This is a genomic window from Streptomyces hilarionis, from assembly GCF_024539675.1.
GTDB lineage: Bacteria > Actinomycetota > Actinomycetes > Streptomycetales > Streptomycetaceae > Streptomyces > Streptomyces hilarionis.
This window is the reverse complement of record NZ_JAHHIT010000195.1, coordinates 1-15,695: the sequence shown is the minus strand read 5'-3', so window position 1 is coordinate 15,695 and position 15,695 is coordinate 1. Positions and strand designations below refer to the sequence as shown.

Annotated in this window: 14 protein-coding genes, 2 tRNA genes and 2 pseudogenes; 5 read left to right on the top strand and 13 right to left on the bottom strand. The window is 71.3% G+C overall.

Annotated features, from left to right (window positions below; translation table 11 throughout):
- Nucleotides 1-112: 112 nt before the first annotated feature.
- The 5 genes from clpX to KMS84_RS33885 all read right to left on the bottom strand — a co-directional run bounded on the left by clpX (nt 113) and on the right by KMS84_RS33885 (nt 5,032).
- On the bottom strand, nt 113-1,402 hold the full coding sequence (gene clpX, locus KMS84_RS33905) for an ATP-dependent Clp protease ATP-binding subunit ClpX (protein WP_256920357.1): 1,290 nt from the start codon (nt 1,400-1,402) through the stop codon (nt 113-115).
- Nucleotides 1,403-1,583: 181 nt separating this feature from the next.
- Entirely contained in the window at nt 1,584-2,264 is a 681-nt protein-coding gene (locus KMS84_RS33900; RefSeq protein ID WP_069772791.1) for an ATP-dependent Clp protease proteolytic subunit, read from the bottom strand.
- Nucleotides 2,265-2,499: 235 nt separating this feature from the next.
- Entirely contained in the window at nt 2,500-3,108 is a 609-nt protein-coding gene (locus tag KMS84_RS33895) for an ATP-dependent Clp protease proteolytic subunit (RefSeq protein ID WP_030779489.1), read from the bottom strand.
- A 248-nt stretch (nt 3,109-3,356) separates the two neighbouring features.
- The gene (gene tig, locus KMS84_RS33890; RefSeq protein ID WP_256920356.1) at nt 3,357-4,751 is read right to left on the bottom strand and encodes a trigger factor; all 1,395 of its coding nucleotides are present in this window, start codon (nt 4,749-4,751) and stop codon (nt 3,357-3,359) included.
- Nucleotides 4,752-4,955: 204 nt separating this feature from the next.
- Nucleotides 4,956-5,032 (bottom strand) — tRNA-Pro (locus KMS84_RS33885).
- Between the two features lie 166 nt (nt 5,033-5,198).
- Here KMS84_RS33885 and KMS84_RS33880 point away from each other — a divergent pair.
- A tRNA-Gly gene (locus KMS84_RS33880) sits at nt 5,199-5,269 on the top strand.
- A 451-nt stretch (nt 5,270-5,720) separates the two neighbouring features.
- On the opposite strand, the gene KMS84_RS33875 is transcribed toward KMS84_RS33880, so the two are convergent.
- Together KMS84_RS33875 and KMS84_RS33870 are read right to left on the bottom strand one after the other, a co-directional pair.
- On the bottom strand, nt 5,721-5,867 hold the full coding sequence (locus tag KMS84_RS33875; protein WP_256920355.1) for a hypothetical protein: 147 nt from the start codon (nt 5,865-5,867) through the stop codon (nt 5,721-5,723).
- 13 nt (nt 5,868-5,880) lie between these two features.
- Nucleotides 5,881-6,105, bottom strand: a pseudogene (locus KMS84_RS33870) (ArsR/SmtB family transcription factor); the annotation flags it as partial.
- Between the two features lie 53 nt (nt 6,106-6,158).
- Between KMS84_RS33870 and KMS84_RS43495 the strand changes: the two are divergent.
- A pseudogene (locus tag KMS84_RS43495) lies at nt 6,159-6,290 on the top strand (glyoxalase/bleomycin resistance/dioxygenase family protein); the annotation flags it as partial.
- Nucleotides 6,291-6,406: 116 nt separating this feature from the next.
- Here the strand turns inward: KMS84_RS43495 and KMS84_RS33860 are convergent.
- Entirely contained in the window at nt 6,407-6,601 is a 195-nt protein-coding gene (locus KMS84_RS33860) for a hypothetical protein (protein ID WP_108999428.1), read from the bottom strand.
- Nucleotides 6,602-7,001: 400 nt separating this feature from the next.
- On the opposite strand from KMS84_RS33860, the gene KMS84_RS33855 reads away from it, so the two are divergent.
- Nucleotides 7,002-8,288: an acyltransferase family protein gene (locus tag KMS84_RS33855; protein ID WP_256920354.1), complete on the top strand. Its 1,287-nt coding sequence runs from the start codon at nt 7,002-7,004 to the stop codon at nt 8,286-8,288.
- On the opposite strand, the gene KMS84_RS33850 is transcribed toward KMS84_RS33855, so the two are convergent.
- On the bottom strand, nt 8,276-8,725 hold the full coding sequence (locus KMS84_RS33850; RefSeq protein ID WP_256920353.1) for an HD domain-containing protein: 450 nt from the start codon (nt 8,723-8,725) through the stop codon (nt 8,276-8,278). The genes KMS84_RS33855 and KMS84_RS33850 overlap by 13 nt on opposite strands.
- Before the next feature lie 46 nt (nt 8,726-8,771).
- Nucleotides 8,772-9,956, bottom strand: a complete 1,185-nt coding sequence (locus KMS84_RS33845; protein WP_256920352.1) for a PP2C family protein-serine/threonine phosphatase — start codon at nt 9,954-9,956, stop codon at nt 8,772-8,774.
- A 163-nt stretch (nt 9,957-10,119) separates the two neighbouring features.
- Between KMS84_RS33845 and KMS84_RS33840 the strand changes: the two genes are divergently transcribed.
- Nucleotides 10,120-11,361 (top strand): GNAT family N-acetyltransferase, encoded by a 1,242-nt coding sequence (locus KMS84_RS33840; protein WP_256920351.1) that lies wholly within the window; start codon nt 10,120-10,122, stop codon nt 11,359-11,361.
- 88 nt (nt 11,362-11,449) lie between these two features.
- Here the strand turns inward: KMS84_RS33840 and KMS84_RS33835 are convergent, their stop codons facing one another.
- Entirely contained in the window at nt 11,450-12,256 is an 807-nt protein-coding gene (locus KMS84_RS33835) for an Fpg/Nei family DNA glycosylase (RefSeq protein ID WP_256920350.1), read from the bottom strand.
- A gap of 110 nt (nt 12,257-12,366) precedes the next feature.
- Complete coding sequence (locus tag KMS84_RS33830; protein WP_256920349.1) at nt 12,367-12,852, bottom strand: ribose-5-phosphate isomerase; 486 nt, start codon at nt 12,850-12,852, stop codon at nt 12,367-12,369.
- 216 nt (nt 12,853-13,068) lie between these two features.
- Between KMS84_RS33830 and KMS84_RS33825 the strand changes: the two genes are divergently transcribed.
- A complete protein-coding gene (locus KMS84_RS33825; protein WP_256920348.1) occupies nt 13,069-14,565 on the top strand; it encodes an amino acid permease in 1,497 nt (498 codons plus the stop codon).
- 107 nt (nt 14,566-14,672) lie between these two features.
- Here the strand turns inward: KMS84_RS33825 and KMS84_RS33820 are convergent.
- Nucleotides 14,673-15,695 (bottom strand): serine/threonine kinase C-terminal domain-containing protein (locus KMS84_RS33820; protein ID WP_498066957.1); only part of this gene is annotated, 1,023 nt, incomplete at its 5' end.

Here is a 15,695-nt window from a genome sequence, read left to right as displayed (position 1 = left end):
CGATCGCAAGGCGGAGGGTCACCCCGATACTGGTTGTATCGGGGTGACCCCGACAACGCGGCGAGCGTGCGTGCCAGGCGTCGCCGGGCAGACGGGACTTTCGAAACACGCCCTAGGCGGTCTTCGCCTCGCCCGGGCCGCGGCCGCCGCGGGCGTCGCGGGGGATCAGGGTCGGGTTGACGTTGGAGAGCACCACGTCCGCCGTGATGACGACGCGCGCCACGTCCTTGCGGGACGGGACCTCGTACATCACCGCCTGGAGGACCTCCTCCATGATGGCGCGCAGGCCGCGGGCGCCGGTCTGGCGCAGGATGGCCTGGTCGGCGATGGCCTCCAGGGCCTCGCGCTCGAAGTCCAGCTCCACGCCGTCGAGTTCGAAGAGCCGCTGGTACTGCTTGACCAGCGCGTTGCGCGGCTCGATCAGGATCTGGAGCAGCGCCTCGCGGTCCAGGTTGTGGACCGAGGTGATGACGGGCAGACGGCCGATGAACTCGGGGATCATGCCGAACTTGACCAGGTCCTCGGGCATGACCGCCTCGAACTGGTCCTTGGACTCCAGCTCGCGCTTGGAGCGGATCGTGGCGCCGAAGCCGATGCCCTTGGCGCCGGCCCGGGTCTCGATGATCTTCTCCAGGCCCGAGAAGGCGCCGCCCACGATGAACAGCACGTTCGTGGTGTCGATCTGGATGAACTCCTGGTGCGGGTGCTTGCGTCCGCCCTGCGGGGGGACCGAGGCGGTGGTGCCCTCCAGGATCTTCAGCAGCGCCTGCTGGACACCCTCGCCCGACACGTCACGCGTGATGGAGGGGTTCTCGCTCTTGCGCGCGACCTTGTCGATCTCGTCGATGTAGATGATCCCGGTCTCGGCCTTCTTGACGTCGTAGTCGGCGGCCTGGATCAGCTTCAGCAGGATGTTCTCGACGTCCTCGCCGACGTAACCCGCCTCGGTGAGCGCCGTGGCGTCGGCAATCGCGAAGGGGACGTTCAGCATGCGCGCCAGGGTCTGCGCGAGAAGCGTCTTGCCCGAGCCCGTGGGGCCGAGCAGCAGGATGTTCGACTTCGCCAACTCGATGGCGTCGTCACGCCCTTGGGCGCCGCCGTTCTCGCCGGCCTGGACGCGCTTGTAGTGGTTGTACACCGCGACCGACAGGGCCTTCTTCGCGGGCTCCTGGCCCACCACGTAGCCCTCGAGGAACTCGTAGATCTCGCGCGGCTTCGGGAGTTCCTCCCAGCGGACCTCGCTCGTCTCCGCGAGCTCTTCCTCGATGATCTCGTTGCAGAGATCGATGCACTCGTCGCAGATGTAGACACCGGGCCCTGCGATGAGCTTCTTGACCTGCTTCTGGCTCTTGCCGCAGAACGAGCACTTGAGCAGATCGCCGCCGTCACCGATGCGTGCCACGGTGTGCTTCCCCTTCGCCTGGGAGACGCCTGGACGCTTACGAATCCAGCGGCTCCTGGTGCTGCCTTATTCCGACGGTACCTTGCCTGGACCCCCGTTCGGGCCCCCCTTGGCACGGTTCACTGCGACGTGGACCGTGTCACACCGTGCCGAGGGGGTCCGAACGGAGCGACCGCGAACGTCAACGCAGAGACTCGTTGTTCATCTTCCGGGTGGAGATGATCTGGTCGATCAGGCCGTACGACAGCGCGTCCTCGGCCGTGAGGATCTTGTCGCGCTCGATGTCCTCGCGGATCTTCTCGATCGGCGTGGTCGAGTGCTTGGCCAGCATGTCCTCCAGCTGCGCGCGCATCCGGAGGATCTCGTTGGCGGCGATCTCCAGGTCGGAGACCTGACCGCGGCCCGTCTCACTGTACGGCTGGTGGATCAGCACGCGCGCGTTCGGCAGCGCCATCCGCTTGCCCGGCGTGCCGGCGGCCAGCAGGATCGCGGCGGCGGAGGCCGCCTGGCCCATGCAGACCGTCTGGATGTCGGGCTTCACGAACTGCATGGTGTCGTAGATCGCGGTCAGCGCCGTGAAGGAGCCGCCCGGGCTGTTGATGTAGACCGAGATGTCCCGGTCGGGGTCCATCGACTCCAGGCACAGCAGCTGCGCCATGACGTCGTTGGCGGAGGCGTCGTCGATCTGCACGCCGAGGAAGATCACGCGCTCCTCGAACAGCTTCGCGTAGGGGTCGTACTCGCGGATGCCCTGGGAGGTGCGCTCGACGAAGCGCGGGATGACGTAGCGGGACTCGGCGCGGGGTCCGGTGTATTCGGCCTCGGTGCGGGCGTAGATGCCGCTGCCGGGGAAGTCGTTCACGATGTCTCCTGGAAAGGGGGCTGGGGCGGTGGGCAGGAGGGGCTGGAGAGAGGCTCCGACGGCTTCCGACGGCTCCCGGACGCCCGCTGGGAGGCTCCGGGCGGCCCGGGAGCCCCGAGGGGCTTCCTGGGCCTCCCGGAGGCCTCAGCGGACTCCTGGGGCCTCGGAGGGAAGCAGGGGGCGCGGAGAGCTCCGGGGAGCGCCCTGTGCGGCCCTGCCGCCGTCAGGGGTGGCCTCAGGCCGCCCCGGTGCCGCCGCCGCCCGGCATGCCGGCGGCCGTCGGGATGACGTCGTCGATGAGGCCGTACTCCTTGGCCTCGAACGCGTCGAACCACCGGTCGCGGTCCGAGTCGCGGGTGATCTGCTCGACCGACTGGCCGGTGTGCTGCGAGGTCAGCTCCGCCATGCGCTTCTTGGTGTGCAGCAGCCGCTCGGCGTGGATCTTGATGTCCGAGGCCGATCCGGCCAGACCCGCGGAGGGCTGGTGGATCAGGATCTCGGCGTTCGGCAGCGCGAAGCGCTTGCCGGGGGTGCCCGCACTGAGCAGGAACTGGCCCATGGAGGCGGCCAGGCCCATGGCGATGGTCACCACGTCGTTCTTGATGAACTGCATGGTGTCGTAGATCGCCATACCGGCCGTGATGGAGCCGCCGGGGCTGTTGATGTAGAGGTAGATGTCCTTGTCCGGGTCTGCGGCAAGGAGCAGCAACTGTGCGGTGATCTTGTTGGCGATGTCGTCGTCGACCGGCTGGCCGAGGAAGATGATCCGCTCGCCGAGCAGCCGGTTGTAGACCTGGTCGCCGAGGCCACCGCCGATGGAAGGCTCGCCGGCGGCGGAGGGCATCAGATTCGTCACGTATCCACCTGCTCGTCTTACGACGGCGCCGGGCCGTCTCACGTGTACTGCCTGGGGCTCGGGGACTCCCCTGCCCTCGTACTCATGGACCCTAACGCGCGGGTCCCGTCGGAGAATCCCGGAGAGGAGAGTGTTCGCCGGGGGCGTAGTCGGCCGGGGGCGCGGACGACGAAGGGGCCCCGGAGCGATCGCCGCTCCGGGGCCCCTCGTGTGCGTCAGAGGAGACGCGGGGCTTTTCAGCCCTCGGTCTTCTCCTCGGAGGTCTCCGTCTCGGCGGCGGCCTCGGCGGACTCCGTGTTCTCGCCCGTCTCGTCGTCCTCGTCGTCCAGGTCGACGACCTCGCCGTTGGTGTCCTTCACCGTGGCGGACTCGACGACCGTGGCCAGCGCCTTGCCGCGGGCGACCTCGCCGACCAGCAGCGGGACCTGACCGCCCTCGACGACCGCCTGGGCGAACTGGTCGGGGGACATGCCGGAGGAGGCGGCACGGCGCATGAGGTGCTCGGTGAGCTCCTCCTGGTTGACGTTCAGCTTCTCGCGCTTGACGAGCTCGTCGAGCACGAACTGGGTCTTGATGCCCTTGACCGCGGCCTCGCGGGTCTCGGTCTCGAACTCCTCGGCGGTCTTGCCCTGGATCTCCAGGTACTTGTCGAGGTCGAGGCCCATCTGACCGAGCTGGTGGTGCTCCAGGTTGTGCTTGCGGGTGTTGATCTCGTCCGCGAGGAGCTTCTCGGGGACGGGCACCTCGACGAGCTCCAGCAGCTTCTCCAGGACGCGCTCCTGGGCCTGCGTGGCCTGGTCGTACTGCTTCATGTTCTCGAGGCGCTTGCGGCTGTCGGCCTTCAGCTCGTCGAGGGTGTCGAACTCGGAGGCGAGCTGCGCGAACTCGTCGTCCAGCGCGGGGAGCTCGCGGGCGGCGACCTGGGTGACCTTGACGGTGACCTCGGCCTCCTTGCCGGCCGCGGAGCCGCCCTTCAGCTCGGAGGTGAAGGTGGTCTCGCCACCGGCCTCCAGGCCCTTGACGGCCTCGTCGATGCCGTCCAGCAGCTCGCCGGAGCCGATGGTGTAGGAGACGCCGCTCGCGACGCCGTCCTCCAGGACCTCGCCGTCGACCTTGGCCTCCAGGTCGACCGTCACGACGTCGCCGTCCTCGGCGGCGCGCTCGACCGGGGAGGTCGAGGCGAAGCGCTCGCGGAGCTGCTCGACCGACTTGTCGATGTCCTCTTCGGTGACCTCGACGGCGTCGACCTCGACCTCGATGGAGGAGAAGTCCTCGGGGAGCTCCAGGGCGGGGCGCACGTCGACCTCGGCGGTGAAGTTCAGCGTCTCGCCGTCCTTCAGCTCCGTGATGTCGACCTCGGGCTGGCCGAGGACGTCGATCTCCGCCTCGTTGACGGCCTCCGTGTAGAACTTCGGCAGCGCGTCGTTGACGGCCTCCTCCAGCACGGCGCCACGGCCGAAGCGCTGGTCGATGACCCGGGCGGGGATCTTGCCCTTGCGGAAGCCCTTCACCGTGACCTGCTGGTTGATCTTCTTGTACGCCGCGTCGAGGCTGTCCTTGAGCTCCTCGAAGGGCACCTCGATGCTGAGCCGAACCCGGGTCGGGTTCAGGGTCTCCACGGCGCTCTTCACGGTTCGGTCTCCTTGGGGGCTGACTTCTTGGTTTCTGCCGGAGCCAGACCGGCTCCGACGGATTCGCCGCCCGGAGGACTTCAGAGAATGAGGACGCACGGGCGTGCAGCTTGCATAGTAACGGCAGCGACGACACGCCCCAAAGGCGATCAAGCGAGGTGACCGCACGGGCTGCCGGAGACGGTCCGCGACGGCCGCGGCATGTGGTCGGGGTGGCGGGATTTGAACCCACGGCCTTCCGCTCCCAAAGCGGACGCGCTACCAAGCTGCGCCACACCCCGTCTGGTGCGACACGTAGGGTACATGCCCGCACGCCCTCCGACCGCCGCATTCACCGGGCCCTCGGGCGGACGGCGGCGGGGGCGGAAAAGGCGGTGTGCGGCACAGGCCTCGGACCCGCTACGATGCGTGCAGTGCCGCGGTCGGCTGACCTGCGGCGCGTCATGTGCGGGCGTAGCTCAATGGTAGAGCACTAGTCTTCCAAACTAGCTACGCGGGTTCGATTCCCGTCGCCCGCTCTGTAGGGCTCAGGGCCAGGTCGGAGAGTGCGTTCTCCGCCTGGCCCTGTGCGTTCTCCGGGCCGCGTCGCGTCGTTCGCCCCCCCCACACACACACGTGCCTCCGCTCGTTTCGTTCGCGCCCCCGCGTGCCTCCGCGCGCCTCTCGGACGCTCCTCGGGCGCCTTCGCGGGAGGGGGCGGAATCGTTCGCCCGCCCGCGCGCGGAGGGCGGGACGCACGGTGTTTCTCGGGGAGGACGCCGGACCGGATCGTCCGGACGCCGTCGGCCTCGGTCGAGGCGACGAGTTGACGGAGCGGTGCCGGGGCAGCCTGGCGGCGTCGCACTCCTCCCAGCTCGGGACGGTGGTCTCGGACGTGACGTCGCCCTCGTCGACGCCGAGCCGGTGGAGCCTCGGGCCCCTGCGCGTGCTCGGACGTCGTCGCGACGGTGCGGAACCGGCCGTTCGCGCTCACGACCGCGTCCGCGGGGCGATCTCCTCGACCAGGCGGCGGACGCGCTTGGCGATCTCGTCGCGGATCGGGCGGACGACTTCGCCCCCTGCCGCGTTGTGGACGCAGACGGACAGGACGGACGGGCGGTCGGCTGCAGCGGTCATGGCGAGGGGTCCTGCCGCGGCGCTCGCAGTCGGTGAGGCCCGCCCGCCGGAGCAGCTTGAGGTGGTGCGAGATCGTCGGCTGCGACAGGTCGAAGGCCGGGGGCAGGTCGCACACGCGGACCTCGCCGCCCGACCGCGAGGCGATCAGCGACGGCAGACGCAGCCGGACCGGGTCGCCCAGCGCCTTGAAGACCTTCGCCGGCTCGGCCGCCTGGACGTCGTACAGGGGCGCGGTCACGAGGCCGGGGCAGCAGCCCGCGGGCGCGTCGTCCCGCCCGAGGGCGAGCTGAGCACGCCCTCCAGGACAAGGTGCGGGTCCACGGACCCGGCCGGGAGCCCTGGGAGGTCCGCGTGGTGAAGGCCGACGCCGGCTGCCGCACCGGCCCGGGCGCCGCACACGAGGCCTCGGCGAGCGCGGGATGCGCCGGCGACCGAGCCCACCGCCGACGGCCGGGCCCGTGGCCGGGCGGACCCGGCCGCGGGCGCACCGCACGGGAGGATCCGGCCGCGAGCGGGCCGCGAGGGGCGCGCCCCTCGCCTCAGAAGCTGATCGAGTTGATCGTGTCGGCGAGGGAGTTGAGGAACCGGTTGATCGACGGGGCCATGCCGGTCGACGCGAGGAAGAAGCCGAACAGGATGGCGACGATGGCCGGGCCCGCCTTGATCGATCCTCCTCGGATCAACACGACCAGGATGATCGCCAAAAGCAGCACCACTGACAGTGAAATGGCCACAACTGATCACACGCCCTCGGTCGGTCCGCACTCCCGAGACCATCGTGCCACCAACCCGGCCTCCCTATGCGGCCCGTGACGCATCATCGCGCGACCGTCTCCGGCCCCCGGTGCGCCGCATGACAATTCGGGGGCTTGTCCGCACGGGAATTGGGACGGCCGCTCCCCTTTTCCACACAACGTGTGCGCAGGGAATTCGAATAATGACCGTTGTCACGTCAACTACGGCCCCACAACCGGCGTTATGCACCTTTTAGTCGGGATGAATCGTGACATCACGGTCGGTCAGGCTTTCACTGACACGCGCGACCCGGATCGACGCCGGGTCCGGGACGCCGCATAACGAGGAATGACCTGGAGTGTTTTACGAATACGCGGGCACGCGGCTAGGGTGCCTCGAATGTTCCACGCCGCCCCGTCTCTCGTTCCGGGCTCCCGCTCGCCCAAGAACCGGAACGATCAGCACAACGGTCCCCAGGACGATCACGACGACCGGTCCCCCGGCCGGTCCGGCTCCGGCCGCCCCGGGGACAGACCCGCCGAGCGTCCGTCCCCACGGCCCGGCGGGCAGCGCGACGCGTTCTTCGACAACGCCAAGTACCTGGCCATCGTGCTGGTCGCGCTGGGCCACTCCTGGGAGCCGCTCAAGGGCGACAGCCGGGTGCTGCAAGCCGCGTACATGCTCGTGTACACGTTCCACATGCCGGCGTTCATCGTCGTCTCGGGGTTCTTCTCGCGCAGCTTCGACGGCAGCCCCGCGCGGCTGAAGCGGCTGATCACCGGGGTGGCCGTGCCCTACGTCGTGTTCGAGAGCGCGTATCCGCTCTTCAAGCGCTTCGTCGACCACGACCCGCAGGCCGCCATCACCCTCCTCGACCCGTACTACCTCACCTGGTTCCTGTGCGCGCTGTTCATCTGGCGGCTGACGACGCCGATCTGGAAGATGCTCCGCCACCCGCTCCCGGTCGCGCTGGCCATCGCGATGCTGGCGTCCCTGACCCCCCACTTCGGCGGTGACCTGGACCTCCAGCGCGTCCTTCAGTTCCTGCCGTACTTCGTGCTCGGCCTGTGCCTGCGGCCCGAGCACTTCCGGCTGGTCCGTCGCCGCTCGGTGCGGATCGCGGCGGTCCCGGTGTTCGCCGCGTCCCTGGCGTTCTGCTGGTGGGCGGTGTCGAGGGTGGACACCGGCTGGCTCTACCACCGTTCCGCCGCACAGGAGTTCGGGCAGCCGTGGTGGGTCGGCCCCCTCATGCAGCTCGGGCTGCTCGGCTGCTCACTGCTGCTGACGGCGTGCTTCTTCTCCTGGGTGCCGGGGCGCAGGACGTGGTTCACGGCGCTCGGCGCGGGCACGCTGTGCGGCTATCTGCTGCACGGCTTCCTGATCAAGGGCGCCGACTACCGGGGCTGGTTCGACCACCCGGCGCTGCACGGGCCGCTGGGCGAGATCGCGGTCAGCGTCGCGATCGCCGCGGCCGTCACCGCGCTGTGCAGCCCGCCCGTACGACGGGTCTTCCGGTTCGTGATGGAGCCGAAGATGGCCTGGGCCTTCAAGCCGGACGCCGCCGAACTCGCCCGCGAGCGCGCCGGGCGGCAGCCGGACCGGGACCGGCGGCCCGAGCAGGAGCTCCCGCGGGAGCGGGAGTCGGCCTCGGCGCCGCGTGAGCCGGCCGGGGTTCAGGAAGGCTGATCCGTGAGGCCGAGAAGGGCGCGCATCCGCGCGTACTTCTCGGTCAGCCGGATGCGGGTGGGCTGGTCCAGGGCCGCCAGCCGGGCCGGGTCGGCGTTGTGCGCCAGGTCCGCCTCCTTCACCAGGAGCGCGCCCGGCGTGGCGAGGATGCGCGCCGCGTACGCCTGCGGTGTCTCGCCCGTCCGCTTGGTGACCGCCGAGACGACCGCTTTCGTACGGTCGCTCAGGTCGGCCGCGGCCAGCCAGGCCTCGGACAGGGCGTCGTCCTCGACGGCGTCGTGCAGCCAGGCGGCCGCGATCTGGTCGGCGTCGCCGCCCCGGTCGCGGACACCCTGCGCGACCGCCCGCAGGTGCTCGGCGTAGGGCCGGCCGGCCTTGTCCGTCTGCCCCGCGTGGGCGGAGCGGGCCAGGGCCTCGACCTCGGGCAGCGTGAGCATGACGGGTTCCCCTCGAAGGACAGGGCTCGGGCCGGGCCGGCCGGGCTCAGGACAGCGGCGCCGACAGGGCCGTGGGGCCCTCGCGGCAGATCAGCAGCAGGGCCCGGTCGTCGTTGACGTCCTTCGCGACGGCCTCGATCAGGTGCCAGGCGGCGCCCTGGAAGCCGCCGGCCACATAGCGGTCGGCCTCGCCGGTGAGGCGGTCGATGCCCTCCACTATGTCCCGGTCGGACGTCTCCACCAGGCCGTCGGTGAAGAGCATCAGCACGTCGCCGGGGCGCAGCGAGCCCTTCACCGGGTCGAACTGGGCGCCGTCGTACACCCCGAGGAGGGGGCCCTCGGCGGCCTTCTCCTCCCAGCGGCCGCTGCCCGCGCTGAGCTGGAGGCCCGGCGGGTGGCCGGCCGAGTAGAGCTCGTAGTCGCCGGAGTCGAGGTCGAGGACGAGGTGGATGGAGGTCGCGAAGCCCTCGTCCCAGTCCTGGCGGAGCAGATAGCCGTTGGCGGCCGGCAGGAACGCGTGCGGGGGCAGCGAGCCGAGCAGTCCGCCGAAGGCGCCCGACAGCAGCAGGGCGCGCGAGCCGGCGTCCATGCCCTTGCCCGAGACGTCGGTGAGGACGACCTCCAGGGTGCGGCCGCCGTTGGTGCGGGCCGCGACGACGAAGTCCCCGGAGAAGGACTGGCCGCCCGCGGGCCGCAGCGCCATCTCGCGGTGCCAGCCCGGCGGCAGGCCCGGCAGCTTGCTCTGCACGCGGATGCGTTCGCGCAGGTCGAAGAGCATGGTGCCGCCGCGCCGCCAGGGCACGCCGACCCGGCTGCGGAACTGGGCGATGAGCAGCCCGAAGAAACCGCATGCGGCGACGACGAGCACCACGCCGGGCGTGACGCGGGAGGGGCCCTCGGTGTACGGGCCCAGCCGCACCGACTCCACGATGAGCGCCGTGGCCGCCGCCGCGTACAGGCCGAGCAGGCTCGACGGCCGCAGCAGCAGGCCGCCGGCGACGATCGGCAGGACGAGGGCGGCCGGGGAGCACCACACCGAGTTGGCGAGCGTGGTGAGGGCGATCAGCGGCACGGTGAGCAGCAGGAAGGCCAGCGCGATCCAGTCCGAGCCGTCGCCGCGGAAGTAGTCCACGGCGCTTCGGCGCACGCCGGTGCGGACCCGGTGCCACAAGTGCCTCATCCGGGCCGCCAACGTCTCGGCTTCCGCGCGCCGCTGTCGTCCTGCTGCCATTAGTTCGGGACCCTATCCATCGAACCCGTCGCTTGGCACGGGAGGTCCCACTTGTCCCCCCTCCGAGGCTCAACTTCACAGTGAACTTCACGGAAAGCGCTCGCGCCGCCGGGTGGGCGAAATTCCCTGGCTCGTCCCGCATCGGGCTGCTAGGCATGAGGTCATGACGAGCGAGGCGGCAGGGCGGATGCGGGACCTGCGACGGGACGAATGGGACGAGTGGTACGACGCTCTCCTCAGGGCCTTCGGCGGGGTCGCGGAACCGCCCGAGGAGCGGGAGCTCTTCCGGGGGCTCACCCCGTACGAACGGTCCCTGGGCGTGTGGGACGGCGACAGGTGCGTGGGGACGGCGGGCGCCTACGACTTCCGGCTGACCGTGCCCGGCGGGGCCTCGGTGCCGACGGCCGGTGTGACGATGGTCTCGGTGAGCGCGACGCACCGGCGGCGCGGGATGCTGACGGCGATGATGCGCCGGCTGATGGACGACGTGCGGGCGTGGGGCGAGCCGCTGGCGGCGCTCACCGCGTCCGAGCCGGCGATCTACGGCCGCTTCGGGTACGGCACGGCGACCTTCGCGCTGAACGCCGAGATCGACACGAGCCGGGTGGGGCTGTCCGTCCCGGCCGGGGCGGACGACGTACGCGTGCGGTACGCCGACCCCGGCGCCGAACTCGCGGCGTGCGAGCGCGTGTACGCGCACACCGTGCCCGGCCGGCCCGGGATGCTGGCGCGGCGGCCCGGCTGGGAGCGGCTGGGGCTGCTCGACCCGGAGAGCGGGCGGGGCGGCGCGTCGCCGCTCCAGTGCGTGCTCGCCGAGCGCGACGGCGAGGTCACCGGGTACGCCCGCTTCCGGGTGCTTCCGCGGTGGACGGACGGCGGGCCCGACGGGCAGGTGCAGTTGCAGGATCTGGCCGGGGTGGACCCCCTGTCCCGGGCGGCGTTGTGGCGCTTCCTGTTCGACGTCGACCTCACCGCCTCGCTGAAGCTGCGCGGGCGGCCCGTGGACGAGGCGTGGCAGCATCTCGTCTCCGACGTCCGGCGCTGCGACCTGCGGGTGCGGGACTCGCTGTACGTCCGGCTCGTGGACGTCGGCGCGGCGCTGGAGGCGCGCACGTACCAGTCGCCGGTGGACGTGGTCCTGGACGTCGAGGACGCCTTCTGCCCCTGGAACACGGGGCGTTGGCGGCTGAGCGGCGACGCCAAGGGGGCGGTCTGCACGCCCACCGCGGACGCGCCCGATCTCGCGCTCTCGGTGCGGGAGTTGGGGGCGGCGTACCTCGGCGGGGTGAGCCTGGCCTCGCTGGCGGCGGCCGGCCGGGTGCGCGAGGAGCGGCAGGGGGCGCTGGCGGAGGCGGCGGTGGCGTTCGGGTCGGCGTCGGCGCCCTGGCTGCCCCACGGCTTCTAGGACGTGTCGCAGGCGGCCCCGGCCCCGGGCCCCGGACCCGTCGGCTTCGGTTTCCCCGGCGGGCCGGTCAGTTCTTCTGGCGGATCCTTCAGTTCTTCTGGCAGGTGGGGCACCAGAAGAGGTTGCGGGCGGCGAGGCCGGCGGTGCGGACGGTGTCGCCGCACAGGTGGCAGGGCTGGTGCGTGCGGCGGTAGACGTACACCTCGCCGCCGTGGTCGTCGACGCGGGGCGCGCGGCCCATCGCCTCCGGGGTGTGCTGGGGGCGGACCGTGTCGATGCGGTTGTGGCGGACGCCCTCGCGCATGAGGGCGACGAGGTCGGCCCAGATCGCGTCCCATTCGGCGGGCGTGACGGTCCGGCCCGCCCGGTAGGGGTCGATGCCGTGCCGGAAGAGGACCTCGGCGCGGTACACGTTGCCCACGCCGGCGATGACCTTCTGGTCCATGAGGAGTGCGGCGATCGTCGTACGGCTGCGGGAGACGCGGGCGTAGGCGCGCAGCGGGTCGGCGTCGGCGCGCAGCGGGTCCGGGCCGAGCCGGGCGTGCACGGCCCGCTTCTCGACGTCCCCGATCAGGGCGCACGTCGTGGGACCCCGGAGGTCCACGTAGGAGGTGGGGTCGGCCAGGCGCAGGCGCACGGTGTCGGCGGACGCGGGCGCGGGGGCGTCGCCGAAGGCGACCTTGCCGAAGAGGCCGAGGTGGATGTGGATCCACCGTTCGCCGCCGAAGCCGAGGAAGAGGTGTTTGCCGTGCGCCTCGGTGCGGGTGAGCGGGCCGCCGGTGAGGAGGGCGGCGGCGTCGGCGAACTTGCCCTGGGGGCTGGTGACCTGGAGGGGGCGGCCGGCGAAACGGGCGTAGTCCTGTGCCAGCCGGTGGATGGTGTGCCCTTCTGGCACCGGCGCGTTCCTTTCCGCACCGCCCGCGCGCCCGAACCGGTCGGGCGGGGCGGGCGGTCCGCGTCCGGCGCCCGGCCGCCGCGAGGGACGGCCGGGATCCGGACCGCGGGCTACTGCTGGGGGTGGTGGGCGGGGATCTCCGGGAGGTCGCCCGTGGTCTCGTACGCCGCGAGCATGTCGATGCGGCGGATGTGCCGCTCGTCCTCGGAGAACGGGGTGGCCAGGAACGTCTCGACGAACTTGGTCGCCTCGTCCTGGGTGTGCATGCGGGCGCCGACCGCGACGACGTTGGCGTTGTTGTGCTGGCGGCCGAGGGACGCGGTCTCCTCGCTCCAGGCGAGGGCCGCACGCACGCCCTTCACCTTGTTCGCCGCGATCTGCTCGCCGTTGCCGGAGCCGCCGATGACGATGCCGAGGGCCTCGGGGTCCGCGGCCGTCCGCTCCGCGGCGCGCAGGCAGAACGGCGGGTAGTCGTCCTGGGCGTCGTAGATGTGCGGCCCGCAGTCGACGGGGTCGTGACCCGCCGCCCTGAGCCATTCGACGAGGTGATTCTTGAGTTCGAAGCCGGCATGGTCCGAGCCGAGATACACGCGCATGGGATGAGTGTGACACGGGCGGCGCGGGGTAGCAGCGCCGGGTGCCGCGTCCATAAAGCCTGCTCAACCCCATAGAACCTCAGGAAAACCTCAAGTAACGATTCCGAATCAGAGGTTCCCGAATTCATTCACCTCCGATTCACTGGACCGGCTCGTAACGCTTCCCCCCACACGAGGCACCAGATTCCCCACGCGGCGCAAAGGAAGACCGTCCCCATGACTTCGCAGCCGACCCTTTCCCCGGCAGAGCACGACCCCGGGGCCCCCGCGGCCAACGGTTCCGGCCTCCAGGCGGGCCTGAAGAACCGGCATCTGTCGATGATCGCCATCGGCGGTGTCATCGGCGCGGGGCTGTTCGTCGGATCCAGCTCCGGCATCGCCACCGCGGGCCCCGGCATCCTGCTGTCCTACGCGCTCGTCGGCACGCTCGTGGTGCTGGTGATGCGCATGCTCGGGGAGATGTCCGCGGCCAACCCGACCTCCGGCTCGTTCTCCGCGCACGCCGACCGGGCGCTCGGCCGCTGGGCCGGGTTCTCCATCGGCTGGCTGTACTGGTTCTTCTGGGTCGTCGTGCTCGCGGTGGAGGCCACCGCCGGGGCGAAGATCCTCGAAGGGTGGATCCCCGCCGTACCGCAGTGGGGCTGGGCCCTCATCGTGATGGTGGTGCTGACGGCCACGAACCTGGTCTCCGTCGGCTCCTACGGCGAGTTCGAGTTCTGGTTCGCCGGCATCAAGGTCGTCGCCATCGGCGCGTTCATCGTCGTGGGCGCGCTCGCCGTCTTCGGCGTGCTGCCCGGCGTCGACAGCGACAAGGCGGGACTGGGCAACCTCACCGACCACGGCGGCTTCCTGCCCCACGGACCCGGCGCGATCCTCACCGGCGTGCTGCTCGTCGTCTTCTCCTTCATGGGCAGCGAGATCGCCACCCTGGCCGCCGGCGAGTCCGAGAACCCGCAGCGGGCCGTGACCAAGTCGACCAACAGCATCATCTGGCGGATCGGCGTCTTCTACCTCGGCTCGATCTTCATCGTCGTCACGCTGCTGCCCTGGAACGACCCGTCCATCAAGGACCAGGGCTCCTACGTCGCCGCCCTCAACTCCCTGGGCATCGCGCACGCCGGCCAGATCATGAACTTCATCGTGCTGACGTCGGTGCTGTCCTGCCTCAACTCCGGGCTCTACACGGCCTCCCGCATGGCCTTCTCGCTCGGTGAGCGGGGAGACGCGCCGAAGGCCTTCGCCCGGACGACCGGCCGGGGCGTCCCGCTCGCGGCGATCGTCTCCTCCGTGGTCTTCGGGTTCGTCGCCGTCTTCTTCAACTACCGGTTCCCCGACTCCGTCTTCCTCTTCCTCGTGAACTCCAGCGGGGCCGTGGCCCTGTTCGTCTGGCTGGTCATCTGCTTCTCGCAGCTGCGGATGCGCAGGATCATCCAGGCCGAGGCGCCGGAGAAGCTGGTCGTGAAGATGTGGCTGTACCCCTACCTGACCTGGGCCACCGCCGCGCTGATCGTCTTCGTCCTCGGTTACATGCTGACCGACACCGAGGGCGAGAGCAGCGGCCGGACGACGGTGCTGCTGTCGCTGCTCGTCGCGGCGGTCGTCGTCGCCATCGCCTTCGTGCGGCAGTGGAACGGCCGCAAGGACCGGCCGGCCTCCGTGGCCACGACCGCCACGACGACCGGCACGGACACGGACGCGCAGACCAAGGTCTGAGCGACGAGCCCGGGTCCGGGTGAACGACCGAGGGGAGGAGGCCCGCCGAAGCGAGCGGGCCTCCTCCCCTCGGTCGTTCCGCCGTGCCGCGCCGCCCCGGGTCCGGCTCACGTCACCGTGAAGCTGTCCTTGACCTTTTCGTACGTCGGCAGGGCCGACGCCTCCGCCCCGGGCTGGTACCAGGTGTTGACCTGGTACGACGTCCCGTTCTCGTCGAAGCCGAGGAGCCGGGCGTGCCAGGGGGTGCCCCTGAGGGTGAACGTGTACTCCCAGACGACCGCCCGCAGGCCCCGGAACGTCGTCTCCTCCAGGCGGATCTTGCGGTAGTCGCGGCCCTCCCGGGCGTTCTGCTCGGACGTGCGCCAGGTGTCCATCAAGTCCCCCCGCGCCAGGGAGGACTTGGCGACGAGCTCCTGGACGCCGTCCGGGGACGTGTAGTGCACCTCCGCGCCCGTCTTCACGTCGCGTCGCCAGCCCCTCGGCGTCGCCCAGGCGAAGCCGCCGGCCTCCTGGTGCGCGCCCGGGGGCAGACTCGGCGGCCTGAAGGTCCCCTCGACCGTCGGGGAGGCGGACGGCGCGGCCGTGGTGACCGCGGAGTCGGCGATCGCGGAGGGGCCGGGCGGGGATCCGGCGGTCCGCCCGTCACCGTCGTGCCCACCGGGAGCCGTCGCCAGCAGGACGGCGGCGACCACACCGGCGACGACGACCGCGGCGAGGGCGGCGAGGGCGCCCCGGCGCGGGCCGGAGCGCCGGCCCGCTCGCCCCGGACGGGTACGCGCGCGCCGGCCGCCGCCCACGGAAGCGGCCGCAACGGCCGGCCCGGGCAGCTCACCGCCGGGCCCGCGCGCGGGCGGCTCGCCCGCGGCCGGCGCGCCCTCGGCCGGCGGCCCTTCCGCCTGCCGGATGGGCCCGCCCGGCGCCGGCATTCGTTCCGTGACCGCCCTGGATCGGGTCAGGGAGACGCCGGGGTGCGGGTGCGGGTGCGGGTGCGGGCCTGCCGCGGGGCCGCGGGGCAGGGGCTCGGCTTCCGGCTGCGGGCGCGCCTCGGACACGACGGCGGGAGCGGCGGCCGCGGAGGCCGCGGAGGCCGCGACCTCGGGGACCCCAGGGGCTTCGGGGGTGTCCGGGGC